Source organism: Pseudanabaena sp. lw0831 (assembly GCF_016584665.1).
Classification (GTDB): domain Bacteria; phylum Cyanobacteriota; class Cyanobacteriia; order Pseudanabaenales; family Pseudanabaenaceae; genus Pseudanabaena.
The window spans coordinates 43,266-68,321 of the sequence record NZ_BBJB01000118.1 but is presented as its reverse complement, the minus strand read 5'-3'; the positions used below and the strand labels follow the sequence as shown (position 1 = coordinate 68,321).

At 42.0% G+C, this 25,056-nt stretch carries 24 protein-coding genes and 1 pseudogene; 5 read left to right on the top strand and 20 right to left on the bottom strand.

Translation table 11 applies throughout. The annotated features are described in order from the left end of the window. Nucleotides 1-197 precede the first annotated feature (197 nt). From APA_RS24935 to APA_RS24920, 4 genes and pseudogenes are all read right to left on the bottom strand, one after another. Nucleotides 198-415: pseudogene (locus APA_RS24935) on the bottom strand (type II toxin-antitoxin system HicB family antitoxin). A gap of 59 nt (nucleotides 416-474) precedes the next feature. Continuing rightward, nucleotides 475-2,553 (bottom strand): DHHA1 domain-containing protein, encoded by a 2,079-nt coding sequence (locus APA_RS24930; RefSeq protein ID WP_201324903.1) that lies wholly within the window; start codon nucleotides 2,551-2,553, stop codon nucleotides 475-477. A gap of 60 nt (nucleotides 2,554-2,613) precedes the next feature. Beyond that, a complete protein-coding gene (locus tag APA_RS24925; protein WP_201324902.1) occupies nucleotides 2,614-3,258 on the bottom strand; it encodes a Uma2 family endonuclease in 645 nt (214 codons plus the stop codon). Nucleotides 3,259-3,366: 108 nt separating this feature from the next. After that, nucleotides 3,367-4,533 (bottom strand): DHH family phosphoesterase, encoded by a 1,167-nt coding sequence (locus APA_RS24920; RefSeq protein ID WP_236580070.1) that lies wholly within the window; start codon nucleotides 4,531-4,533, stop codon nucleotides 3,367-3,369. A gap of 60 nt (nucleotides 4,534-4,593) precedes the next feature. On the opposite strand from APA_RS24920, the gene APA_RS24915 reads away from it, so the two are divergent. Then, nucleotides 4,594-5,706 (top strand): histidine kinase, encoded by a 1,113-nt coding sequence (locus APA_RS24915; RefSeq protein WP_201324901.1) that lies wholly within the window; start codon nucleotides 4,594-4,596, stop codon nucleotides 5,704-5,706. A 43-nt stretch (nucleotides 5,707-5,749) separates the two neighbouring features. Here APA_RS24915 and APA_RS24910 read toward each other — a convergent pair whose 3' ends face one another. Both APA_RS24910 and APA_RS24905 read right to left on the bottom strand, forming a co-directional pair. Continuing rightward, a complete protein-coding gene (locus APA_RS24910; RefSeq protein WP_236580068.1) occupies nucleotides 5,750-6,475 on the bottom strand; it encodes an NnrU family protein in 726 nt (241 codons plus the stop codon). Between the two features lie 52 nt (nucleotides 6,476-6,527). Beyond that, nucleotides 6,528-6,782, bottom strand: coding sequence for a SemiSWEET transporter (locus tag APA_RS24905; protein ID WP_201324900.1), 255 nt, complete (start codon nucleotides 6,780-6,782; stop codon nucleotides 6,528-6,530). Between the two features lie 26 nt (nucleotides 6,783-6,808). Here APA_RS24905 and coaE point away from each other — a divergent pair, with 26 nt between their 5' ends. Continuing rightward, nucleotides 6,809-7,459: a dephospho-CoA kinase gene (gene coaE / locus APA_RS24900; RefSeq protein ID WP_236580066.1), complete on the top strand. Its 651-nt coding sequence runs from the start codon at nucleotides 6,809-6,811 to the stop codon at nucleotides 7,457-7,459. A 10-nt stretch (nucleotides 7,460-7,469) separates the two neighbouring features. Here coaE and APA_RS24895 read toward each other — a convergent pair whose 3' ends face one another. From APA_RS24895 to APA_RS24865, 7 genes are all read right to left on the bottom strand, one after another. After that, on the bottom strand, nucleotides 7,470-7,607 hold the full coding sequence (locus APA_RS24895) for a hypothetical protein (RefSeq protein ID WP_201324899.1): 138 nt from the start codon (nucleotides 7,605-7,607) through the stop codon (nucleotides 7,470-7,472). A gap of 1 nt (nucleotide 7,608) precedes the next feature. Next, the gene (gene secG, locus APA_RS24890) at nucleotides 7,609-7,962 is read right to left on the bottom strand and encodes a preprotein translocase subunit SecG (protein ID WP_201324898.1); all 354 of its coding nucleotides are present in this window, start codon (nucleotides 7,960-7,962) and stop codon (nucleotides 7,609-7,611) included. 197 nt (nucleotides 7,963-8,159) lie between these two features. Beyond that, the gene (ntcA, locus tag APA_RS24885; protein WP_201324919.1) at nucleotides 8,160-8,786 is read right to left on the bottom strand and encodes a global nitrogen regulator NtcA; all 627 of its coding nucleotides are present in this window, start codon (nucleotides 8,784-8,786) and stop codon (nucleotides 8,160-8,162) included. A gap of 721 nt (nucleotides 8,787-9,507) precedes the next feature. After that, the gene (locus APA_RS24880; protein ID WP_201324897.1) at nucleotides 9,508-10,506 is read right to left on the bottom strand and encodes a ribose-phosphate pyrophosphokinase; all 999 of its coding nucleotides are present in this window, start codon (nucleotides 10,504-10,506) and stop codon (nucleotides 9,508-9,510) included. 161 nt (nucleotides 10,507-10,667) lie between these two features. Beyond that, the gene (gene ftsZ, locus APA_RS24875) at nucleotides 10,668-11,951 is read right to left on the bottom strand and encodes a cell division protein FtsZ (protein ID WP_201324896.1); all 1,284 of its coding nucleotides are present in this window, start codon (nucleotides 11,949-11,951) and stop codon (nucleotides 10,668-10,670) included. A gap of 139 nt (nucleotides 11,952-12,090) precedes the next feature. Beyond that, nucleotides 12,091-12,903 carry a cell division protein FtsQ/DivIB gene (locus APA_RS24870; RefSeq protein ID WP_201324895.1) on the bottom strand — a complete coding sequence of 271 codons (813 nt, stop codon included), beginning with the start codon at nucleotides 12,901-12,903 and terminating at the stop codon, nucleotides 12,091-12,093. A gap of 24 nt (nucleotides 12,904-12,927) precedes the next feature. Continuing rightward, a complete protein-coding gene (locus tag APA_RS24865) occupies nucleotides 12,928-13,209 on the bottom strand; it encodes a hypothetical protein (RefSeq protein WP_201324894.1) in 282 nt (93 codons plus the stop codon). Between the two features lie 406 nt (nucleotides 13,210-13,615). Between APA_RS24865 and htpG the strand changes: the two genes are divergently transcribed. Next, nucleotides 13,616-15,511 (top strand): molecular chaperone HtpG, encoded by a 1,896-nt coding sequence (htpG, locus tag APA_RS24860; protein WP_201324918.1) that lies wholly within the window; start codon nucleotides 13,616-13,618, stop codon nucleotides 15,509-15,511. 90 nt (nucleotides 15,512-15,601) lie between these two features. Here htpG and APA_RS24855 read toward each other — a convergent pair whose 3' ends face one another. Both APA_RS24855 and truB read right to left on the bottom strand, forming a co-directional pair. Then, complete coding sequence (locus APA_RS24855) at nucleotides 15,602-16,327, bottom strand: HNH endonuclease (protein ID WP_201324893.1); 726 nt, start codon at nucleotides 16,325-16,327, stop codon at nucleotides 15,602-15,604. 150 nt (nucleotides 16,328-16,477) lie between these two features. Next, nucleotides 16,478-17,404 carry a tRNA pseudouridine(55) synthase TruB gene (gene truB, locus APA_RS24850; RefSeq protein ID WP_201324892.1) on the bottom strand — a complete coding sequence of 309 codons (927 nt, stop codon included), beginning with the start codon at nucleotides 17,402-17,404 and terminating at the stop codon, nucleotides 16,478-16,480. 590 nt (nucleotides 17,405-17,994) lie between these two features. Between truB and APA_RS24845 the strand changes: the two genes are divergently transcribed. Beyond that, nucleotides 17,995-18,768: a metallophosphoesterase family protein gene (locus APA_RS24845; RefSeq protein WP_201324891.1), complete on the top strand. Its 774-nt coding sequence runs from the start codon at nucleotides 17,995-17,997 to the stop codon at nucleotides 18,766-18,768. 82 nt (nucleotides 18,769-18,850) lie between these two features. Here the strand turns inward: APA_RS24845 and aguB are convergent, their stop codons facing one another. After that, on the bottom strand, nucleotides 18,851-19,705 hold the full coding sequence (gene aguB, locus APA_RS24840; RefSeq protein ID WP_201324890.1) for an N-carbamoylputrescine amidase: 855 nt from the start codon (nucleotides 19,703-19,705) through the stop codon (nucleotides 18,851-18,853). A 74-nt stretch (nucleotides 19,706-19,779) separates the two neighbouring features. Between aguB and yidD the strand changes: the two genes are divergently transcribed. Continuing rightward, complete coding sequence (gene yidD / locus APA_RS24835) at nucleotides 19,780-20,025, top strand: membrane protein insertion efficiency factor YidD (RefSeq protein WP_201324889.1); 246 nt, start codon at nucleotides 19,780-19,782, stop codon at nucleotides 20,023-20,025. A gap of 187 nt (nucleotides 20,026-20,212) precedes the next feature. Here the strand turns inward: yidD and APA_RS24830 are convergent, their stop codons facing one another. From APA_RS24830 to APA_RS24815, 4 genes are all read right to left on the bottom strand, one after another. After that, nucleotides 20,213-21,310: a late competence development ComFB family protein gene (locus APA_RS24830; protein WP_201324888.1), complete on the bottom strand. Its 1,098-nt coding sequence runs from the start codon at nucleotides 21,308-21,310 to the stop codon at nucleotides 20,213-20,215. Nucleotides 21,311-21,832: 522 nt separating this feature from the next. After that, complete coding sequence (locus tag APA_RS24825) at nucleotides 21,833-22,561, bottom strand: winged helix-turn-helix domain-containing protein (protein WP_201324887.1); 729 nt, start codon at nucleotides 22,559-22,561, stop codon at nucleotides 21,833-21,835. A gap of 114 nt (nucleotides 22,562-22,675) precedes the next feature. Beyond that, entirely contained in the window at nucleotides 22,676-24,178 is a 1,503-nt protein-coding gene (locus tag APA_RS24820) for an FAD-dependent oxidoreductase (RefSeq protein ID WP_201324886.1), read from the bottom strand. Nucleotides 24,179-24,246: 68 nt separating this feature from the next. Next, nucleotides 24,247-24,945: a PHP domain-containing protein gene (locus tag APA_RS24815; protein ID WP_201324885.1), complete on the bottom strand. Its 699-nt coding sequence runs from the start codon at nucleotides 24,943-24,945 to the stop codon at nucleotides 24,247-24,249. Between the last annotated feature and the right edge of the window lie 111 nt (nucleotides 24,946-25,056).

The window sequence follows — 25,056 nt, the reverse complement described above, 5'->3', positions numbered from 1 at the left end:
GAGTTAGATGTCACTTAAACCAGTTTACTCATTTAGATACCACCAATTAAGCCAATCGAGATCTATTTCATTGTCATGAGTTTTTATGCGATCGCTACCTATGCCTTATCAACTAGTCTCAATAGGTGTTTCGGGGAGGTAATACATCTCGAAAGCCCGAAGTGCTTGATGGGCAACGTTTTTAGCGTCGGAGGTCTTCAATATCTGAAATATCTGTCCATAAAAGCTTTGAGCCATTTATCATGTTTGACCTCCCCAAAACACCTAGCGATCGCTTCTTGGATATTGGATAAAGCTTCTTCTCTAGTTTCACCTTGACTGACACAACCAGCTAAACTGGGAACTTCCACAAAAAACAGCTATCTTCATCGCGATAGAGAAGAACAGTCCTTTTGAGTAAGTCTGGATAGATCATAATTAGTCTCCAAAATTTTCCAAAGAATCTTCAAGTAGATCAGCTATAAGTATATGTGATTATTTTTGATCAGCAAGAATTGCTTCAAGCTTTCCGATCGCAATGCCATACCATTTTTGCATCCTGAGAAGTTCTCCATCAAGAGGTAATGTCGGTGGAAAATCGCAGGTGTAGTTCAATTCTCTCAAAGCTGAGACGATCGCACTAGGAGAAATCCACCATTGCTGTGAGATATCTAACAGATTTAATTTCTCTATATTCTCTAAATCAAGAGATTGAACTTGGGCAAGAAATTGATCGATAGAAGGAACTGAGGGAATATGGGAACCGAGATAGATATAGTCAGGTTTGGCGATCGCAATTAGCCATTGGAGATGGGTGAAAGATGGTGGCATCGTCCAAAGTACGATCGCATGATAGTCTCGATCACGATTTGGGCGATCGCAATCGACATCGCCTTGAAATTTATCAGCAGGGCGATCGCAACCATATAACAATAACGGACGAGGCAAAGGTCTTGGCGCTTCACTCAATTTCTGCCATTGAGGAAACTTGGTAATTACGGGCGCAGGGTTGTATTGCAATTGCAATTGCTTAGGCGCATTTTGAGAACTTTCCATCGTTGTACCTGTTGCCTCGCGAATACCAACTATTTCTAATTCTACAGAAGTTGTATCTTGCCATTGATTAGCACGTAACTTATAAGCAATATCCACATAATCAGGCACAGGACAATATTCTCCCCAACGCCATGCGATCGCTTTGATCTTGCCATTGCCTGTATCAAGTTCTAGAGAAAGATGTTTGACTTTATCTCTGCCGCGAGTTTGTTGAGAAAGTACGCGCACATTTTGACTATAAAACACAGGATCGGGATTGCCGAGTCCGCAAGGTTGCATGCGATCGCATTCTTGCAGCAGAGTCATGGATACATCGCTGAGGTCAATACGCACATCAATATTAATCAAAGGGCTGATGTGACTAGGAAGAATATTTTCGCGATCGGCAAATTCCCGCAGTCCTTGCCGCAATTGTTCTAGATTTGCCGCAGGCAGGGTAAAACCACCCGCCGCCTTATGTCCCCCACCTTTATTACGAATACTTTTAATCGGTTCATATTCAATCGCCTCAAAAACATGAAATTCAGGAATCCCCCGCACCGAAAAGCGCACAGTGGCAGCTTCTTCAGAATCATCATGGGCATCTTCATAGCTACCTATAAATACAGGTGCGCCATAACGTTCCACTAGCCGCGATGCAACAATACCAATCACCCCATGATGCCACCCCGCTCTTTTTCTCTCCTCTCCTTCCTTGGGAGAAGTAGGGGTGAGGGCTTTTTCCCTTTTGGAAGAGGGATTGATTTCCCAACTTTGATCGCGTGATTTTTGAACGCTAATTTGACGGGTTTGGTCTTCATCGAGATCGATATTTTTGGCGGAAATTTTTGATCGCTTGAGGATCTCCGCAGTTTGTTGGGGCGTGACAGTTTGATTGGTACTTTGCTGTGCTAGTTGCTGTTCTTTTTCTATCACCATTTGTGTCAATCGTTGCTTTTCTGCTTCAGCTTGACGGGCTTTTTCTTCAGCAGATTTCAGGGCGATCTCTTTCTGTTCAGCTTCAAGGCGAGATCGTTCAGCAGCCGATTGACTATCATTGGCGATCCCTTGTAGTCTCTCGATTTCGGCTATCAATTCGGCGGTGGCATCAATGGGCACAGCAGGTGGTACGAAAGCCCCAGCTCTAAAATTTCTGTCATTACTAAAGGTGCAATGAAACCAGATGCCTAACTCACGCGCATTTTTGAGGAGGGTGAGGGCTTCGTGTCTGTCATCTTTGCCTTTATGGGCGGCATTGTTGCCTCCGATGCGAATGCTATGGAAAAGTTCAGCGACTTCACGAGAAATGACACCTTCTGCTTTAAGTCGTCTTAGCAACTCTACTTGTGCTTCGTCTTGTGCTTGATAATGCCCTGTCTCGTCGGCGATGTGCTGGGCAAGACGCTCGGCAAATTGCCGTAGTTTGAGGATACAGGTATTACTGTCGCTATGGAAATACTGTTCAGCGCGGGCAGCAAGGTTTACCAATTGTGGATCATGCTCGCGCAAAAAACTAAAATTCGCTGACTTTATTTCCATTTGCTCCTACCTTAAGTTGCTTCCTTCCAAACTGGCAAACTTCCCAATCTTTAGCACTCATCAGAATTGCTTCATTAGCCATGCGGTGACGGTTGATTGATTTTCTTGGCGACTGCGTTCGATCGCTTGTTCTAAAATTTCTAGTTTTAATCCAGATAGCACCAAGGATTGGCGAATATGATGGCTGCTGCCATCTGGGGCGATCGCAAAGGCGTAAATTTTCATGGTTTGGACATTGACGATCCAGTATTCTTTGATGCCTAGTTCTTCGTATTGCAGGCGTTTTGTGCCGAGGTCATCGTTGAAGGTGGTGTCAGATATTTCGATGACGAGATCGGGTAAGGGATATTGATCGAGGTCAATGATGCGCGTTCCCCAAGCGATCGCATCGGCATTGTCACCGATGTAATAGGAGACATCGGGCTGAAATTCAGTTTTTCCGCTTTGGCGATAGGAACAGCCATCTTTGGCAGTCATGGGAATTTGCTTTGTGGCGGCATAAAAGGAGAGGGCAAATAGAATTAATGCGTGATCGTTGGCATGATCGGAACCTGTGGACATATCCTCAAATCTCATCTGTTGTTTGTAATAGTAGCTTTTGCGTTTGTCGCTATCTGGCGCATCGGCGATCGCCACAAATTCTGTCCAAGGGGCGCTAATCCATGTGTTTAGTTGGTTTGAGGCTGGTTTGAGTAATGTGTTCATAATGACTTTACCTAACTTAAACTTTATAATACCAATTCACAAAAGTGTGACTACAATGTTTGTGAATTGAAAACTAAACCCAGTAAGGGGTTTCAAATAAAGAAATGGCTACGACATCTCTCTATTTCCCTTGGAAGAGGGATAGAGAGTATCCTGCACCTCCCGATCAACTATTACTAAAACTCGCTCTTGGGTAATATCAAAACCCTCTGATTTGAGCTTTGACATATAGGCGATCGCTTCTTGTTCGATCTCTTTACAAAGATCTTGGCGCTTACGGTTAGTTGCCTCGCATTCTTGAGCTAAAGCGATCGCTTGCCCCATTTCTTCACAAGTTAACAGGTCAATAATTACTTGCGGATTGCCAATTCGCCCGATCGCATTAATGCGAGGACCAAGCCCAAAACCGATCGCTTCAGGTTTCAACCCAGTTTGTTTATCTTTAGCAATACCCGTCTCGTTAATCAGCGCAATAATGCCAATTACCTTAGATTGAGAAAGTAAACGCAAACCCTTTTTCACCAATCGGCGATTGATACCAGTTAATGAGGCGAGATCGGCGATCGTGCCAAGGGTGAATAATTCTAATAAAGGACTTTCTAATTCAGCACGTTTGCCAAAGCGATCGCTTAATTCCAAAGCTAAAACATAGGCAACACCAACTCCAGCGATCGCTGCGTAAGGCGAATTAGGATCGACGCGATATTTAGGATTGAGAATCGCCGTTGCGGGTGGAATTTTGCTAGAGTCTTCGGGGACTTCGTGGTGATCGGTAACAATTACAGAAATATTTAATGATTCGGCAAGAGAGATTGCCTCATAAGCGGTAATGCCATTGTCTACCGTAATGATTAATTTCACATCGCGATCGTGACAATCCTGCACAATGCGCTGATTGATCCCATAGCCCTCCGTCATCCGACTAGGAATTTCATATTCGACAATTGCGCCTAATAATCGCAAAGTGCGAATCAACAAAGCGGTACTAGTCATGCCGTCAACATCATAGTCACCGCAGATCGTGATGCGATCGCCATTTTTTATGGCTAGTTCAATACGGTCAATACTCTTAATTAAGTCAGGAAATTCTTGTTTAGGATCGGGCAAATCTTCTAGTTCGGGATCGAGAAAAACTTTGGCAGCTTCAGGGGTATTAATACCGCGATTTAGCAAAACCTGCGCAATTATGGGAGAAAGTCCCGTAGAATCAGCGATCTCTTGTGACAAATCTGACTGTGGAGAGAAAATCTGCCATCGCTGTTGAGGTAAAAGCATGAAAACAATAATATAATTATTAAGAATGTCTTAAAAAATCCGTTACGAGTCCGAAAACTAATGAGGACTATTCCAACATTACCTGAATCAACCCTACAACTCTTACTATTTATTGACGATCGCCCCAAGGCAAAAGATTTAGTCAAGGATGTGGAGGATTTTTTGCAACGTGAAAGTGATTGTCGATCCGAATTGCAAATTATTAATGTCGCCAGTCAGCCACAACTTGCCGAACTATTTAAAGTGGTCATGTCGCCAGCCTTGCTCAAATTATCACCTTTACCAAGACAAACGATCGCGGGGAAAAACATACTCAAACAGCTAGAAAACAGTTTAGATACTTGGAAACAGCAAGTATTAGACAAAACTACTAACCATCCACCCGAACTTGCTCAAAATATTGACTATATGAATGAAGTTGCACGTCTTGCTGATGATGTGTTTAGGCTGTCACAAGAAAAATCTGAGATTGAGGAGCAAATTCGTTTTAAGGATCGCGTGTTAGGAATGCTCGCCCATGATCTGCGAAATCCTTTAACCGCAATTTTATTAGCGATCGACACCATCGAAAAAAGCGGCGACAAAATCGATCCACAAATGGTGTCTCGTCTGCTCAAACATGCTCGTAACAAAGCGCGTGATGCCGATAGCATGATTACCGACATTCTCGAAGCAGGACGGGGGGCTAATGCCAAATTTCGTACTCAACGCCAAAAAATTCAACTCGATCAACTTTGTCATAGTGTCATCAGCGATTTTTACTTTCACAAATGTCTGGAGGGGAAGCACCAAAAATTAGTCAAGGATATTCCTAACGATTTACCACCCGTGTATGTCGATCAAGAAAAAATTCGTCAAGTTTTAATCAATCTCTTAGGCAACGCTACTAAATACACGCCCGAAGGCGGCAAAATCGAGCTAACAGTCATGCATCGCACTGCCCAAAAGATTGAAGTTAGCATTACTGACAACGGACCTGGGATTCCTGCAGAAATGCGCGATCGCGTATTTGAGGAGCGCTATCGGCTAGAGCGCGACGACGAGGCAGATGGCTATGGTATTGGCTTATCACTCTGTCGCCGCATTATCACCGCTCACTATGGTCATATCTGGGTCGATGACGCGATCGGCAAAAAAGGCAGTTGTTTTCGATTTACGCTGCCCGTTTATTAAACAAAAAAGAGGGGGTTCTACGCCCTCTTTTTTGTTTAGTATTTTACCAATTTACATTTGCAGAAGCAGTAATTGCGATCGGATGTAGCCATCTAAATAAAACAATTGTGATGGCAACACCGATATAAGCAGGGCGGACAAATTCTTTTAAAACTAATTGCTGACGACCTTGGGCGATCGCAAGAAATGGCAATACTGAAGTACGCTCCTTCACAGCCAAAAAGGCATCTCCATATCGCTTAAACAAACGCTGATCGCCATGCCATACAGCGAATAAATGATAAACAACCAAAGCGATCGCTGTTACCAATGTAAAAGAGGTTCCTAACCAAAGAGCATGAGCTATGCCCCAAAGGCATTGACCAATCATCTGTGGATGGCGACAAATACGAATGATTCCCGTTTCAAATAAATGTACCTCTGGTTTTTTGATCGCGGCAACTTCATTCAAGTTAAACGTAGCAGGATAGAGAAAAAGAAAGGAAATTGCTGAAAGAATCAAGACAAACTCCCTTATGCCCGTAACTCCTTGCACATTCCACAACTGCGCCCCGTCATAACGATGGTTGAAGAAATAAATAAGTAGTACTACGGCAAGGGGAATGCTAACTAGTGCAAAAATTACCCGATATAGCCTTGCTCCAATCCGCTCCTCAGCCCACATCCGTAATTCAGCAAGCCCACTATGGGCGATCGCAAAGGTCAAAATTAGACCCAGCATTACAAAATGGCTGAAATAAGTCGAGAAGAAGTCGCTAAGAGAGGTCATATTAAAACTATTAACTTTAGTGAGGGTGGTGCAAAGCACCGCCCTCACTAGTTTATCCATATTTAAGTTTAAAGCGTAAAATCAGTAGGTTTAAAATCAAGGTAAGCCCATTAGCAAGGTAGATCGGCGCGGCATTAACCAATAAGCCATAAATTAGCCAGAGCGTGATCCCTGCAATAAAAGTAACCAACATCGGTAGAGAGATATCCTTAGTCGATCGCGATCGCCAAACCTTAATTACTTGGGGCAAAAAAGCAATAGTTGTCAGAGATGCAGCCGTAAATCCAAGAATATTGGTGAAATCCATGAGTTCAATAAATAGGATAATTTGGGATGTCCTGCTCCACAGGACATCCCAAATTAGAATTAAAACACATGACTCAGCGCATCATCGGCATCACAGGAGGCATTGCCACAGGTAAAACCACTGTCTCTGATTATTTGCATCAGACCTATGGACTGCCAATTCTTGATGCTGATTTATATGCTAGACAAGCTTTAACAGACGATCGCCTTGCAAAACTCCGCGATCGCTATGGCAAATTAATATTTGACGATCAAGGCAACCTCGATCGCCGCAAGTTGGGCGCGATCGTATTTGAGAGCGAAATCGAGCGTCAATGGCTGGAAGGGCTAATCCATCCCTATGTCCAAGAATGCTTGATTTCTGAAGCAAAACACTTAGAGCCATCAACAGTGGTAATGGTGATCCCATTGCTGTTTGAGGCGAAAATGGAGGATCTAGTGACTGAGACTTGGGCGATCGCTTGCGATCCCCAACAACAGTTGCAAAGACTAATTAACCGCAATCATCTTTCAGAATCCGAAGCATTACAGAGAATCTCAAGTCAAATGTCTCAATCTGAAAAAATTGAATTAGCTGATGTAGTAATAGTTAACTCAGACAATACCGAAGAGCTATTCTTTCAAGTTGATCAGGCTCTGCTTAACTCTCCGGTCGGTATATTTTTAAACGTGAGTTGATATCGCCCATTCACGTACTTGCCGAATCAAAGCATTTTCTTTGAGCTTCTAAATCATCGGCGATCACACGATATGTCTCCCACCTGATCGATGGCAGCAATATATGATTACTTGCGCGATCGCTAGATTTAGGCAGAATAGCCGTCATGTTATTGCTGAGGTTTTTCTGGAGTTGTCGCTGGTGCTGGTGCTGGTAAATTTAAGGGAATCGGTTGTGCATTGGGTACAGTCTGAGTTGCAGGAGAAACTTGCGCTGGAATCGGAGCCGTTACCGTTGCCTTAGTAAGCCAACCACCACTAAGCATCACTGTTAAGCCCAAAAAAGCTGCGGTTAAGAACCAAGTGACTCGATTCAGTGCGGTTTCTGCACTTTTGGTACTTGAGAACAATTGAGCTTGACCACTAAAGCCTCCCAAGCCATCACTTTTAGGACTATGTAATAGAATTAAGACCACTAAGCAAATAGCAACAATAGACCAGACTATTTTTAAAGTTTCGTACATTTTTAGATAGTTTTCTTTATATGGTTTTCTATAAACAGCTTAACGCATCTACTAAGTAGCTAAGCAAAATTAAATATAAAACCCTAAAATCTGTACCACTCGCTAAGCGAGCGTTACAGATTTTGACCCTAGTTTTTTAATTATGCTGAGTTACTTAAAGAAAGTAGATGCGTTGCCAAGCAACGCATCTACTTTCTTTAAGCAAATTGCTGCCCTAACTCAATTGGGTTATGTACTGTAATCCGTTTTTTTGAAATCGCGATCATCTTTTGCTTCCGCAAATCGCCAAGCAATCGAGTTACCGTTACTCGCGTGGAGCCGATCGCTTCTGCGATCGCCTGATGGGATAACTTCAAATCAATCGTTACGCCATCAGTCGAAGGCGAACCAAAATCACGACAAAGAATTAGCAAAAAGCTGACTAGTCTTGATCCCATGTCGCGATGGGCTAGCGTCTCAATCATCATCTCTGTTTGCAAAATCCGCGATGACAATCCACGCAATAACACCATCGGTAATTCAGGATCTTCCTTCAGTGCCTTTTCAACCTGATCAATCGGTACAGAAAGCAGCTCAACAGGCGTAAATGCGACTGCGTGATAAAAGCGATCGGAGCGATTACCTGTAATCAAAGACAAAACACCAAACACACTATTTTCGCGTAATAGGGCGACAGTAATTTCTTCACCTGCTTCGTAAACTCTAGAAAGTTTTACCGCGCCTTTAACTAAAAAGTAAAAACGCTCCGCAGGATCCCCAGGAAAAAAAATCGTCTTACCGCGTTCAAACGTTTCTGTCATGGGTGGGAACATTCCCCCATTCATTTCGCGAAAGACTTCAACAAGAGCACGGTCAGCCAATCTTATATATCCTCTTTAACCAAAAACAAAACAATATATAAAGTATCATTTATACCAATTCTAAAAATGATGTTGCCATTTTTAGAATCCAAAAACCTCACTGGGGTTGATTTTTAATTCTTGAAAGCGTAACTACACTTTCGAGGATTGGTATTAGATCTTATTATTCAGACTAGAAAACAGACAAGCAATCAAAAATCGCAATCAATCGCGATCACTAATCTTCAGGAAAGTATCAGTACCTTTAATTGTGAAACCAATTTTGGGATATTCAGCGCCAGCGGTGCTGAATATCTCAAAATTGTTCGTGATGAGAACCTATTTTATAGTGGGTTTTCATCACAACTAATTTTTATAATGACAATTGCTAGGTAAGTATGCCACCGTACAATCAAGTTAAGTGACACATGTCATTTTCCACCATATGTACATAGTAAAAACATAGGTATTTTCACATTACATTGACTTAAAAGTCATGACCTTAGTACGCCGTGAAAAATCCTTTGATTCGTCAAAACAGGTCACAACTTAAAAAATTTTGTCTAGAAATAGAAATGAGTATTCTCACTTAAACTTACTACATAATTACAATTTGTATCATACTGTACATTTTCTTGAATTAAGTATGATTCTGAAAATAATTACGAAATAAAAGCTGACCTGTTCTAGAGATGAAGGGCGATCGCTATCTAAACATGCTGCTTACCGAAGTATCTTCGTGAACTCGCCAGATTGTCTCACCTAAGAGGTCAGCAACCGATAGTACCCGCAATTGAGGAAAGTAGTTCTCCTGTCTTACGGGTGTTGAGTTGGTAACGATTACTTCTTCAAACACACCACTTGATAACCGATCAATCGCTGGCGGTGAAAAAATAGCATGGGTTGCACAAGCATAAACCTGCCGCGCCCCCTCTTTTCTCAACAGTTTAGCCGCCTCGTAAATTGTTCCAGCCGTATCAATCATGTCATCGACAATAACAGCAGTTTTACCCGACACATCTCCAATCACATTCATCACCTCAGCCACATTATGACTCTGGCGACGCTTATCAATGATTGCTAAAGGAGCATCGCCAAGTTTTTTGGCAAAAGCACGAGCACGAGCGACTCCCCCTACATCTGGTGAAACCACCACTAAGTCAGGTAACTTCTTTTCATTGAGATAGTCAAATAAAACTGGTGAGCCATAAACATGATCGCAAGGAATATCAAAATATCCTTGAATCTGGGCTGAGTGCAAGTCCATCGCAATCACGCGATCAGCTCCAGACTGCACGATTAAGTTAGCAACTAATTTCGCGGTGATAGACTCTCGTCCTGCGGTTTTGCGATCGGCGCGTGCATAGCCGTAATAGGGCATCACTGCGGTGATCTGTCTTGCCGATGCACGACGGCAGGCATCAATCATAATCAATAATTCAGTCAAATGGTCGTTCACAGGGCGACACGTCGGTTGGATTAGATAAACATCGCAACCCCGAATCGATTCCTGTACTTGCACATAGACTTCCCCGTCAGCGAAGTTTTTTCGCACCATAGGCCCTAGTTCGATACCTAAATAACGGGAAATCTCTTGGGCAAGTGGCAAGTTTGCTGAGCCAGCAAACAGCCTAAGTCGGTCTTCACCACTATTTAAAGAAGGTAGTCGGTGAAGTCCATGCCTAGTAGTCGTTAAGTGTGTCACTGCAATTTATCAGGAGGTAACATAGCCATCATTCTATTGTCAGGCTTAATCAGCTATTCGCACTATCTGTTTATGATTAAATTAGATGTTTTTTCAGCCATTTTTTATCCAGAAGGAAATAAAAGCCACAAATTAGAAGTAAGACCTCTAATTTGTGGCTTTTATTTAGGTGGGCGGCGACGTTGTAAAAAATCGGGAATATCTAGCCCTGGCTTACTAAGCTTAATTTCAGACTGTGATGTACTTGGCATCGAAGAAGTTGATGTTCTAGTTGTCGGGCTAGGAGGCAGAGGTTGAACTTTTTTAGAAATTTGTGGGGGGATTGCTGGATGTGATTTGGGAGCAAAACCCGTCGCAATTACCGTAATCCGAATCTCACCATCCATCTTGGGATCAATCACTGCCCCAAAAATAATATTGGCATTTTGATCAACAACTTCATAAATTGTTTCTGCGGCGGCGTTGACCTCATGCAGCGTCATATCTTCGCCACCCGTGATGTTGAAGACAACTCCACTTGCCCCTTCGACTGAGGTTTCTAGTAAGGGTGAAGAAATAGCGGTCATAGCTGCTTCCCTAGCTCTGGATTTGCCTGAACCGATGCCAATGCCCATCATTGCTGATCCTGCATCAGCCATAATTGCGCGAATATCGGCAAAGTCAACATTAACCAGACCAGGAATCATAATAATGTCAGATATACCCTGTACTCCCTGACGCAGGATATCATCAGCTACCCTAAATGCCTCTTGGACTGGGGTTTGCTCGGAAATCACCGAGAGTAACTTATCGTTGGGGATCACAATCAAAGTGTCAACGCGACTCTGCAAACCTGCAATTCCTTCTTCGGCTTGCTGTCCGCGTCGTCTACCTTCAAAGGTAAAAGGGCGGGTAACAATACCAACCGTCAAAGCACCTGCCTCTTTGGCTACCTCAGCAATAATTGGTGCGGCTCCAGTGCCAGTGCCACCACCCATACCTGCGGTAATAAATACTAAGTCGGCTCCTTCGACAGCGGCGGCGATGTCATCACGTGACTCTTCGGCAGCCTTCTGCCCGATCGCAGGATTACCACCAGCACCCAAACCTCGAGTCAATTTCTGACCCATCTGAAAGCGTTTAGAGGCGGATGATTGTAGCAATGCTTGAGCGTCGGTATTAAACGACCAGAACTCTACACCGACCACATCACTCGCGATCATGCGATTTACAGCGTTGCCGCCGCCACCACCAACACCAATTACCTTAATTTTTGCAACACTGCCCAACATGATATTATCCGCTTTTGCATCAACGCCTAACTGCTGCTTCATACGATTTTGAGAGTGACTTAGGTGTAGTCTAGAGTTATTTGAAAACTCAGAAAGTTCATCCATTTGCACGTCTACCTCTCCGTTTTCCGAACCATTTGAGTTCAAATCTGACCAGTCATTTTTAGATGTCATTTATCAAAGGATGTCATAAATAGAATCGTTTTACTGATGCTCTCTAGATTTTACTAAGCTTAAACCCCATTCGAGTCAGAAGTTCGAGTAGCAGTTTAAACCTACCAGAAAAAAATAATAATAGCCTTAAAACGACAGTTTAGGATTTTGTTTCAGAAGATTTATCTTTTGATGGCACATTCATTTCCAAAATTGGATTACTGGGCTGACTGATATCAATGTGGTTAAAACTATTTGATTTCAGTCTTTCGGGCAATGTTCTTAATCGATCAAGTGTCTCTAACTGTGTAGTAAACAGTGATGGCTTGTATGTGCCAAAATATACCAGACCAAGCTCTGTAGTCAAAATAAGATTTGATTCATCTCTGGCATCTACTTGCGAAATTTTGATCTGACTCTGGCTAATTTGGCGATAAAGGGTTGACCATTGACCGATCACCCGATTATTTGGCTCTAAGACCACGAGATTAGGTTTATTAATATTCGATGGATAAGCTTTAGCGGATACCCATATGCCTTCAGCATCGAGAAATCCTTGCTGACCTTTGCGTGTAGACTTAGCGATCGGCAAACGCTCTTGGACTTGAATGGTCAACTTTGACGGAAAAATAGTACGCGAAACTAAAACCTTAGAAACCGGAGCAGATGCCTCAAGTTGGGTAGCGATCAATTGAGGCTGAATTTGAAAAATCGACTGAGGATATTGAATCGCTAGAGATTTTTTTATGGTTTCTTTGGAAAGGAGATTGTTACCCTCAATCTCAATTTGGTTAGCACTACGTAGCTGCCACTCTGGGAGCATGGCTACCCAAAGCATCGCGCCCGTAAGTCCTGTTATGAATGTTAACTGCCAAATACGTTGAAAGATGCGAAGGCGGCGTTGTTTTCGCAATTGTTTGCGGCGACCCACATAGTCTGCCTCTCCAGTGGAGATAGGGAATTCAACCGTCATCTTTGCTCCTACTAGTTCATAGTGCTAGGAGTCAGATGATGGGCTACTAGCAAATTGCCGTTCCAGCATAGCAATGATTTCTTCTCGTCGGGAGGAAATCGCTAAGGGATCATTAGATTTAGAGCGTAAAAACATTACTTGTTCTGCACGCTTGTAATTTGATGTTTGCTTTTTGTCTCTTGAAGATTTGTCCATTAAAGAATGGATAGCTTTAATAAAAAATATACCTGCACTTATTACTAAAAGTACAGACACCGAGATGTAGATAACTGCTGCGATCGCCATATCTGTAGATAGTTTATTCAAAAGTGCTTATATCACAATAGATGAGCAAATCGGGTTTTTCAACTAGAGTTACAAAAATGTATAGATTTGCTTTGCAAACCTTCACAAACCCAAGATTAGATGCGGTGCTTCGCTAGTCTTGACAAGCCCCAAATTTAAGAGGCGGCGCAAAGCGCCACCTCTTAAATTTGGGGCTTGTAGGTACGGAGAACGCGACAAGCCCAAGGGCTTTGATATTGCTGTTGGTTCGGTATAATCAGGCTTGAATAACACTCAGTAACATTTAAGTAGCTCGCCACAATTAAATATAAAAACCCAAAATCCGTACCGCCCGCGCAGCGGGCGGTACGGATTTTGACTCTGGTTTTTTTAATTGTGCCGAGCTACTTAGCAATACATTTAGTAATAATTAGGAGCTTTGCGCGATATGCAAGAGCAGGGAACGATCAGCATTCATACCGAGAATATCTTTCCCATTATCAAGAAGGCTTTATATTCAGAGCGAGATATCTTCTTGCGGGAATTGATCTCTAATGCCGTAGATGCCATCAGTAAACTTAAGATGGTTTCCTACGCTGGTGAAACAAATCACTCCGCCGATCCCGAAATTGTGGTGACGATTGATAAGGAGAAAAAAACTCTAGCGATCGCAGATACTGGCATCGGCATGACAGCAGATGAAGTAAAGAAATATATTAATCAAGTTGCATTTTCTAGCGCCCAAGAATTTGCTACTAAATACGCAAGCAGTGGCACAGGCGATCAACAAATTATCGGTAATTTTGGTTTAGGCTTTTATTCGTCATTTATGGTGGCGAGCAATGTCGAGATCGATACCTTTTCCTACAAAGAAGGAGCCGAAGCTGTTCATTGGTCTTGTGATGGCTCGACGACTTTTACGATCGATGATAGCGATCGCACCAATGTGGGGACGACTATTACGCTGACATTGCAAGAGGATGCTGAGGAATATCTAGAGGAAGCATCGATCAAGAGGATGATTCGTAATTATTGCGACTTCATGCCTGTGCCGATCAAGCTCAATGATGAAGTCATTAACAAACAAACAGCACTGTGGGACAAGTCGCCTAAGTCTGTTTCCAATGATGAATATTTAGAATTTTATCGTTATCTCTATCCTTACCAAGATGATCCGTTGTTTTGGATTCATCTGAACACAGATTATCCGTTTGTGATTAAGGGCATTCTTTATTTTCCGAAGATGAAGGCGGATATTGACCCAAATCGCGGACAGATTAAACTTTTCTGCAATCACGTTTTTGTCAGCGACAATTGCGATGATGTGATCCCTAAGTTTTTGATGCCTCTACGTGGGGCGATCGACAGCACTGATATTCCTTTAAATGTCTCACGTAGCTTCTTGCAAGGCGATCCCAAGGTTCGCAAGATTCAAGATTTTATTGCGAAGAAAGTAGGCGATCGCCTAACTGCTCTTTACAGTGACTCCCGTGAAGAATTTCTAAAATGCTGGCAAGACATCAGCATATTTATGAAGTTTGGCTCGATGAACAGCGATAAGTTTTATCAGCAAGTCAAGGAGATTTTGGTGTATTCCACCACGAATGAATCTGATGAGGTCAAGAGTGAAAGCGGAAATTACACCACTCTACAGGCTTATCTAGAGCGAAACAAAGCCGAGCATGAAAACCAAGTTTTCTACACTTCTGATCCGATCGCCCAAGGTACTTATGTAGAATTGCATAAAAACCAAGGCTTAGAAGTGCTGACTTTTGATGCGTTTATTGATAGTCACTTCATTAATTTCCTTGAGCGCGAATTTAAAGATATTAAATTTGCCCGTGTGGATGCCGAAATTGATGATCGTCTAGTTGATAAGGGCTCGAACACCGAAATTGTCGATCCCATAACCAATAAAACCAAGAGCGATCATCTCCAAGATATTTTCCGTGCGGCGCTGAATAAGCCCAAACTGGTAATTCGCACTGAGGCGATTAAAGCTGAAGATGTGGCTTCTGCCCCACCAGCGATCATTCTGCTGCCTGAGTCAGCTCGACGAATGCAGGAAATGATGGCATTGATGCAGCAAGGTACGGTGAGCTTTCCTGAAGATCATGTGTTGCTTGTCAATACAGCGCATCCGCTCATGGAAAAGCTGATCGAGCTTGATAGCAGTCAAATTCTGGTTGGTGGCAAATCAGAATCATTGGATCTTACTAACTTGATTTGTACACATGTCTATGACTTGGCACTGATGGCGCAGAAGAGCTTTGATGCTGACAGCATGAAGGGCTTCTTGCAACGCTCTAATCAGTTACTAACTAAGCTGACTAGCAAAATCTAAAACTTTACAGAAAAAAGTCAAGAACTGTAGTTCTTGACTTTTTTACTATCCGCTTTGCTTTAAAGTAAAGGTAGTGAGTGAGCTTAGCCACTAAATTGCTAATTTCCTCCGACTAAGACGAATTAAGTCATCGTAAGTAGCGCAAACTTTGTCGGCTGCGTTACTAATATCTTTAATTGCTTGATAATATACCTCGTGCTTAGAATATTTGAGCTCAGGATAAACTGCCATGTAACCTTTGTAATCTACTTTGTCAACAGTAAAGCTTACTGTGTAAAGTACTTTTAAGTATTGATCTATACTCTCCGTTAGTTGACATCTACGCATTTCTAGATCAATGTCGATGAACTCAAATTCGGGGTTTTGGCAACTTAACCTATAGGCTACTAAATCTTCATGTACCTCAAGCAACCAAGGATTTCCATAGATATGGTTACGAATGAAACTAATGGAGCCTCCTGTTACTGGAAGAACTTTCTTAAGCTCAAGAAATAATTTTCGATCCAACTCAATACATTCTGGATGAACCAGTAAGAAACTTTTACTCTGTACTTTCTCATACCATCTGTTTCTGTGTCCTATTAGCTCTGATTCATTATATTTACGACCTTTTGGATGTTTGGGATTATAAGCTTTCACCTCAGCATGGCAATCTAAACAAAGCGGAATACAATTCTCGTAGGAGTCCTCTCCACCTTCTGACTTTTGGATAATGTGATGAAGCTCGATCTTAAAACCACAAAATTTGTGGCAAATACAGCAACATCTACCGCAATCTAGCAGGGCTTTCTCAGAGATATTTGGAGGAAAACTCATTGCTATTGTTTTTAATTGATATCTACAAAAAGTATCTGTATTACTCAGTCTAACAGGCTAATTATCTCAGTCTCTAAGTTTTACAGTTGAGATAGATATTAATAACTATGTTTGGAATTTTGTATAGACCAGAGTTATTAGGGGTAATTTCTAGTTAATCGGGTGTAAAACCACGATTGGTTGAATATCTGAGCCGATCATTTCACTCACGCCTAAAAATTGTTGAGCATAGCCATAAGTACGAATGTAATTATAAATTTCTGAGGTTGATGATTTTTCAGGTGAACTAGTTAGAAGAAAAGATTCATCCTTAATTGTTTGTCCCATACACCAACGTTTTGTCTGATCTTCGTCAAGAGTGATCATTGGTAAAAAATGCAAGCCATGATCAGGTGCAAGTACTTCGAGACTATGCAATCGCAAAAGCTCCTCAACCTGATCAAACGTCAAACTAGAATCTAAGTCAAAACCATTACTATAAGTGCGAACTAGCCCCGATAAAGTCGCGCCACAACCCAGCTTTTCTCCTAAGTCCCGCGCGATCGACCGAATATATGTGCCTGACCCACAGGCGATCGCCACATCTAATTCTGGATAGTCTCCCGTCGTCCAATTTAAAACTCGAATTTCGGTAATTTCCACAGAGCGGATCGGAATATCAGATTCGACGATCTCGCCTCTACGAGCAAGATCGTAAAGACGTTTACCATTAATTTGAATAGCACTAAAGGCTGGCGGACGCTGGGTAATTTCGCCTTGAAATAAAGGTAATAATTTTTCAACTTCTTCAAGAGTTAAATCAGGACAAGGGCGATCGCTTAAAATTTCACCCGTAACATCATCGGTATTCGTCACCACCCCAAATCTAATCTTGGCAACGTAAGCTTTACCTTCTGGCAAAAATCTTAAAAGTCTTGTGGCATTACCAACTGCGATCGGTAAAACCCCCGTAGCCATTGGATCAAGCGTACCGCCATGACCAATTTTCTTTTGCTTAAGCAGTTTTCGTAATTTACTTATGCAGTCATGAGCCGTAATATTTGGTGGCTTATCAATACTAATAAATCCATTGATCATAAAAATTGCGAAAACTACAGCTACAACCAGTAATTCCAGCAATTCTCATTATAAAAATCAGTTTTTTGAAAGCCCGCCTACGGCGGGCTTTCAAAAAACTGATTTTGGTGTTTCCAGAGCCAAAGGCGCTGGAAACACCAAAATCAGTTTCATAATGAGAATTGCTGCAGTAATTCTCATTATGAAACCAAAATAGGTGTTTTCATAATGAGAATTACTGGTTGTAGCTGTAGTCACACTAGTTATGCCATAAAACCCAAAAGAGAGTTGCGGCGCTTTGCGCTGCAACTCTCTTTTGGGTTTTATTTTTGTCCTAACTTCTGTGGCTATAGCTATATTTTAAAAATTGGGATAACTTAGCCAAATATTATGATAATTTAGAGGTTTGCTTATCACTTCAGGATACAAAATGAAACTAAAGCAAGCAAAATCTGTCATAAAATGTAGATAGTAGTTAAAAGAAAAATTCCTTTAAAGTTGTAACTGTCTTGAAAAATACTCTAGACTGCTATACCTCATTCATGCCTATCGGTAGCTTTCAATACTTTATGTTTTTTGCCTTCACCATTTGTGATATGGGGTGAGATAAGTTGGCTCGATTAGTATTCGGAGACATTCACGGTCAGTTTGATGGCTTAATGAAGTTAATTGACTTCATTAAGTGTAGTCCTAGTGACAAACTGTTTTTTTTGGGCGACTTGATTGATCGCGGCGAGCGCAGTGCTGACGTTGTGAACTGGGTAATAGACAATGGACACACTTGCCTCAAGGGAAATCATGAGCAAATGTGTCTTGATGCCTTTAATAGTAATGAAGCGTCATTAATCTGGAAAGGTTGGTTGCTAAATGGTGGTGCTAATACATTGACAAGCTATGGAGAAAGCCGTTTACCAGATGCACATTTAGAGTGGATGCAGCAATTACCGCTCTATATGGATTTAGGCGATGTATGGCTAGTTCATGCAGGCTTAAATCCTAATTTACCGCTCGAATTACAGGGTGCTGCGGAATTTTGTTGGATTCGGGAAGAATTTCATAGTGCCACAGAGCCTTTCTTTGAAGACAAAATTATTATTACTGGACATACGATCACCTTTGTATTTCCAGGGGTAAAGCCGGGGAATTTAGTATTGGGTAAGGGCTGGCTTGATATTGATACTGGTGGATATCATCCGAAGAGTGGTTGGTTATCGGCGTTGGATGTCGATTCGGCAACAGTTTATCAATGCAATACTTTTACTAATGAGTTAAGGGTAAATTCCCTATCGGATATCACGACTGTGATTGAGCCAATGCCGACGCGATCGCAAAGACTAGACGTTGGCAAAACCAATTCACCAAAACGGCGATGGTCTTGGGTATAACAAAATAGGTCGCACGAAGTGCCGCCTATTTTGTAAGGTTTTTTGATTCCCAAAAGTGTAGTTACACTTTCGGGAATTGGTATTAGGGAGATAACAAAACCTGATATAAATCAGGACGGCGATCGCGAAAAAATCCAAAGGAGGCTCGATTAAGTCGGACTTGATCGAGATCAAAACTGGCTAAAATTACACCTTCCTCGGTGTCATTAAACTCTGCAACCTTATCGCCGCGATGGTTGGCAATAAAGGAATGACCATAAAAAGTTTGATTTCCCTCTAAGCCGATCCGATTTGCCGCTGCCACAGGGATTACATTACTAACGGCATGGCCAATCATGGCGCGTTGCCAAGGATCTTTAGTATTTAGATTTGGTTCTTCAGGTTCAGAGCCGATCGCAGTTGGGTATAGCAAAATCTCTGCACCCATCAATACCATTGCTCTTGCACATTCAGGAAACCACTGATCCCAACATATGCCTACGCCGATTTTGCCAAAAGCTGTGTCCCAAACTTTAAAGCCCGTATCGCCGCCTCGAAAATAAAACTTTTCTTCGTAACCAGGTCCATCGGGAATATGGCTTTTGCGATAAATACCAAGCAATGCACCATCAGCATCAACCATCGCCAAACTGTTGTAATAGACCTGTCCTGATTTCTCAAAAAATGAAACAGGAATTACCACATTAAGTTCTTGAGCTAGCTTTTGGAAATGAGCAATCGTCGGATGATCTTTCACAGGTTGCGCCCAATCAAAAAAGCGATCGCGCTCTTCTCGACAAAAATAAGGACTTTCAAACAATTCTGGTGGCAAAATCACCTTTGCACCCTGATGGGCTGCTTTGCTCACTAAGTCGGAGATTTTAGCAACATTAGTAGCTAAATCAGCATTTAGGGATGCCTGAATAACAGCGATCGCGACGTTTTTGGAGGATGACATCAGAGTATTAGGATGAAAACGTTAAGATGTGGCTATAGCTTTATCAATAGCCTAGCGCAGTCACGTAAAAATCCATGAAAAAACTTGTCATTTTATTGATTCAGTTTTATCGATTGTGCATTTCGCCATTATTTCCGCCGAGATGTCGATTTCAACCGACCTGTTCGCAATATGCAGCCAAAGCGATCAATCGCTTTGGTTTAGTCAAAGGAGGGGGACTATCTGTAAAACGGATTTGTAGTTGCCATCCTTGGAATATAGGTGGTTATGATCCTGTTCCAGAACTTTTACCCAAACAAGATGAGCAGGCCTCAGTTTAAAATATAAATATCAAAAGCCTTACTGTTTAGGACAAAATCAAAACCCAAAAGAGAGTTGAGGCGCTTCGCGCCTCAACTCTCTTTTGGGTTTTGTATTTTGATCCATTTGGCGACAGCTATAAAACATCGCTCCAAAGATGACATGCGGCGCAAAGCGCCGCATGTCATCTTTGGAGCGATGTTGTCATTATGCAGATTGACACACCAATAAATCTTGCACAATTAGCACAATATTGTGGAATGAAACATCGTCTCTTTTAAAAAAACTGTTTAAAACCTGCATTGATTGTTCATACTCCCGCTCAAACTGATAGGCATAGATAGGAGGAACATCTGCATACGAAGCTTGCAGAACTTTCATCACTCCAGTACGCACAGCGCCAATCAATTCGCGTGCAAATTCTGTAATGATTCTCTGCCTTACATACTTAAATCCGCGATCGCTAGTTGCATACATTGGAGGCAATCGATTTAGAGCATAGGCAGCTACTTCATTGTGATTAATTCGTTCATATAACTCTGGTTTCGCAATACGTTCCATAGCTCGAAATACAAGATGCTCTAGGACATTAACCAGACCTAACTGTGCTTGTAGCGTGTAGGCTTGTAGTGCTCTATATTCCATTTCAACAGCATCCTTTGCTTTCTTATCATAAGCCCAAGAATTTCCATATGACAGCCCTTGAGCAACAAAAAGACTAGAGTCTTGTAGACATAATTCTTGTCGCTTTAATTCCTGTTGCTTTTGAGCAATTTGCTTTTCCATAAATCGTTTTGAACTGGAAAGCAATGCTTTTGTATGTCTGCTCAGATGACTAACATCTTGCACAACAGTTTCTTGGTCAGATTGAATTACTGTCTGACTATTCATTTTAGTTACATAGGTAGTTTTACTAACCGTAGCTTCAACTAAGGCTGGGACATCTCGCCAGCGTAAATTTTTGCGTCCTAAAATTCGACTTAACTGATAAAGTACTCCTGCACTATTGGTAAATAGATGATTAGGTAGCGGCGTTAGATCGTGTAGAGGATCGCCAAATAAGACTGTTTTAATCCCCTGCCTGACTAACTGTGTCATTTGAGGTTGTAATTCATTCAAAGCATATTCATACTGATATTGCCAGCCCTTGATAGATGTGGCAAATAATGGAGGTAAACGATTAAGTGCATAGGCTACCACCTCTGCAACTTTGACTTTAGGTTGTATTTCTGGACGAAGTTCTTCGATTTGAATATAGGTTTCTCTGACCAGTATCTCTTCTAAAACGTTGACAAATCCAAGCATTCCTTTATACCTGTATTAGTATTAGACCAAACAACAAGGTCAATATTCAACAAGCAATAAAGTCTATATTTAGTTTAGTTTAGGTTTTTCTAACTTATAAGAGATCCACTTAAATATTTATCCCCTGCAACCCATTTCCGATTCATCAATTTCATTAGAGAGCATATATAACTAGTTTAATACATGAATTATTTAACTATTTATTGCTAATTATTCGTAATTTAATTATATCGAGTTCGATTTTATCAGTATAGTGAAAAACCTGTTTATTTTGTCTCGGAAAGTTTTTTTGATAGACTTTTTGCTTGAATTCAACGTATCAATAAATTGAAATAAAAGAATTGTGCGAATGGCTTAAATTTGTATAGCTTTAGTCCATAAAACCCAAAAGAGAGTTGAGTCGCAAAGCGACTCAACTCTCTTTTGGGTTTTATGGACTAACTTCTTGGGTTAAAGCCTCACTATGTGAGGCTAGTCAAAAAAAAGAGGGATGGTGCGTTGCACCACCTCTCTTTTTTTTGACTAGCCTAAGCGATATCCAAAGCCTCTAACCGTAACAATATGCTTCGGGTCGCTAGGATCGACTTCGATTTTTTCGCGCAGCCAACGAATATGTACATCGACAGTTTTGCTATCACCAACGAAATCTACGCCCCAAACTTTTTCTAGAAGTTGCTCCCGTGACCAGACACGGCGAGGATGACTCATAAATAGATCGAGCAAGCGAAATTCTTTAGGCGAAAGATTAATTTCAGTTTCATTAATCGTGACGCGGCATTCATCGGGATACATGGTGATATCACCAAATTTATAAACCGTGGCATTTGTTGCCACAAATTCGCGACGACTACGGCGTAGCAAAGCTCGACAACGAGCCACTAGTTCCTTCATTCCAAAAGGTTTGCTGAGATAATCATCAGCTCCGACTTCCAAGCCCACAATGCGATCGGATTCATTACCTCTAGCACTAATCATCAATACAGGGACATTATTGCCTTCGTGGCGCAAAATGCGGCAAAAATCTAGTCCATTTATTGATGGCAACATCACATCTAAAATTACTAAATCAAGCCTTGCCGCAGTTTTAGCAATTTGTAAAGCGCTGTAGCCATCTTCAGCCAATAAAATACTGTAACCTTCTTCACTCAAAGTTAGCGCGATCGCCTCTTGAATAATCGCTTCGTCCTCCACCACTAAGACAAAACCGACAGTGTTTTTAGCAGTCGAGGGAGCTTGTTCTGTTAAGAGCATAAAAAAGTTTTATTAGGTTAGTCTAACCGTATCCAATTTTACATTGATTACTGGCTAATTATGTGCTCAGGTGTGAATTTTGTTGCGCCTACGGCGTAACAAAATTCACACTTATTATGGCAGTGAGAAATTAGGAATCAAGGATTTTGCGATATTTCTTAGGGTTTGATTGAGCGATCGCGCAATCTGGATATGAGGTTCATCGGCTTCAATCGGCAAAATCTGAGTCATGTTGCCATGACTAAATTGTTGAATGACTAGATTTGCAGCTTCTAAACCTGTGACATAAGCTTTTTCCTGTGACCATGAGCCGTGATTGGTAATCACCCAGTCACCACTCATATATAAATTTGGGAAACTGGTAATAGATCTAAGCAAATGCTGATAACTCCCAGGGGCAAAATGAGTCACCGCACGAGGCAAGCGAATTACGCTGCTATCAATAACTTTGGCTGTCTCAAATTCTGGTAAACATGAAGCCAAATATTTCTGGACGATCGCAATAATTTCCTGATTATCAAGAGGCAAAAATTGATTTGCATGATAAAAATCGACTTCGATCACTGATCCTGTCTCATCAGCATATTCATCATGGAGCGCATTGAGATCAAAAAATGTCCAGCCTGTAGTTACGTCAAAACCAAAACAGGCATTGGATGGACGGGGAATATTGATTTTGCGATCGAACCATAGCCTCACTGCTAATACATCGATCGCGCCCAAGTTCATCAAGTTACGAAATTCGCTACGCTTTTGCAAAGCAGGACTATTCGCCACAATTTTCTGCATTCCCGAAATGCCCACGGAGAAGATCACCGCATCAGCTTCAAAGCTTTCATCACCACAAATTACCGCCGTAATTTTGCCAGAATCATCAACGCGGACATCACTAACACGGCGATCGGTGAGGATTTTACCGCCTAGTACTTTAATGCGATCGCACCAAGGTTTAAAGATTTTTTCGCCGACCGTGCCGCGGCACCAGACCACATCAAAATCTGCTTGATGCGCCAAGATGAAATAATAAAGCATTCCTAATGCTGCGGCTGCCGAGCATTGCTCCCCTGGGGCAAAAAGACCGACTAACAGCATTGGCTCAAATGATTCGCGGTATAGCCTTTCCGATACCCCATATTGACGAAATAGTTCGCGGGCGGTCATCCCGTCGTAACGTTTCCAAGCATCGTCAGAATTATCAAAATCCACAATTGCATACATCAATGGCAAGGCGGAAAGGCGATCGCTTAAGGGCAATCTTTTAAATTGAGTATAGGCAAATGTGCCAAGGGGCGAAGGCAAACGCGGCAGGGCCTGAAAAATAGGTGACTCGACTTCTAAGCCTGCGGGAGAGTATTGAGCCGATCTCGTCCAAGCCGTAAATGGATCAAGCTCTAATTCTTTGACTAAGGAAAAAATATTACAGTAGGGATACCAAAAGCCATGAATGCCAGCTTCAACTGATCTTCCCCCTTGCGTTTTCCATCCTGCTACCAATCCACCCGCTTGCGATCCCGCCTCTAGCAAGGTTACGTCATAGCCTTGTTTTGTGAGTTGATAAGTTGCACCTAGTCCCGCCCAACCTGCGCCAACGATGATTACTTTTGGTTTTTCTGTCATTTTTCTCTGAACGGCAATTTGATTCGGTGAAACAAACCTCGCTATGCGAGGTTTGTTTCACCGAGAGGCTAAAGTCTTTTACTGATTTTAAACCCGTGAGAGTCTGTCCCGCAGGTATGCATTAATCCATATGATTCTGCAAGTTGTCGAATTTCTTCGGTTTGGCGTGGACTGGGCTTCCATGGGTCGCTATTGTCGTATCCGTAGTAGGTTTCAATGCCATCAATCCCTAAAGCGGCGGCGGCGGGGATCAAGTCTTCAGGCGATCGCCTATATCGGGCAGGATGAGCAAGCACTGCTAAGCCTCCAGCCAAATGCATCGCCTTGATCACACTAATTGCTTGATAGTCCAGACCTGCGGTAGTTTTGCCTTGCAAATAAGGATGCATCGCCTCATGTTGGGGATCAAATCCATAGCCAAGAATATGTACTTCAGTAAAAATCAAACTGGCATTAACTTCGATCCCAGACCAGAGAGTTGGCAAAGAGCGGGGATCAGCAGACTGACTCATAGATTGCTCAAGGTACTTCTTAGCTATGTAATAGCCCGCGATCGCATGGTGATCGGTAATAGCAAGATCGGATATGCGCAAAGCGATCGCCTGTTGGATTAAATCCACAGGCTGCATCTTGCCGTCAGAATACACTGTATGCAAATGGAAATTTAGCCTATGCGGACAACTCACGGCATCGACGGACGAGAAAACCTTTCGGAGCCTACTGGTTGCACTCGATTCTGATATCAATAATGGAGTTTGAGTTACCATGGCAAATCTCTACATAAGCAAATCTTTAACAATTCTTAATTTCTTGATCGCAATTTTACCCAGATAAGGGCAATCATCTTAACTTTTATCGAAACAACTTCTCAAACTTAG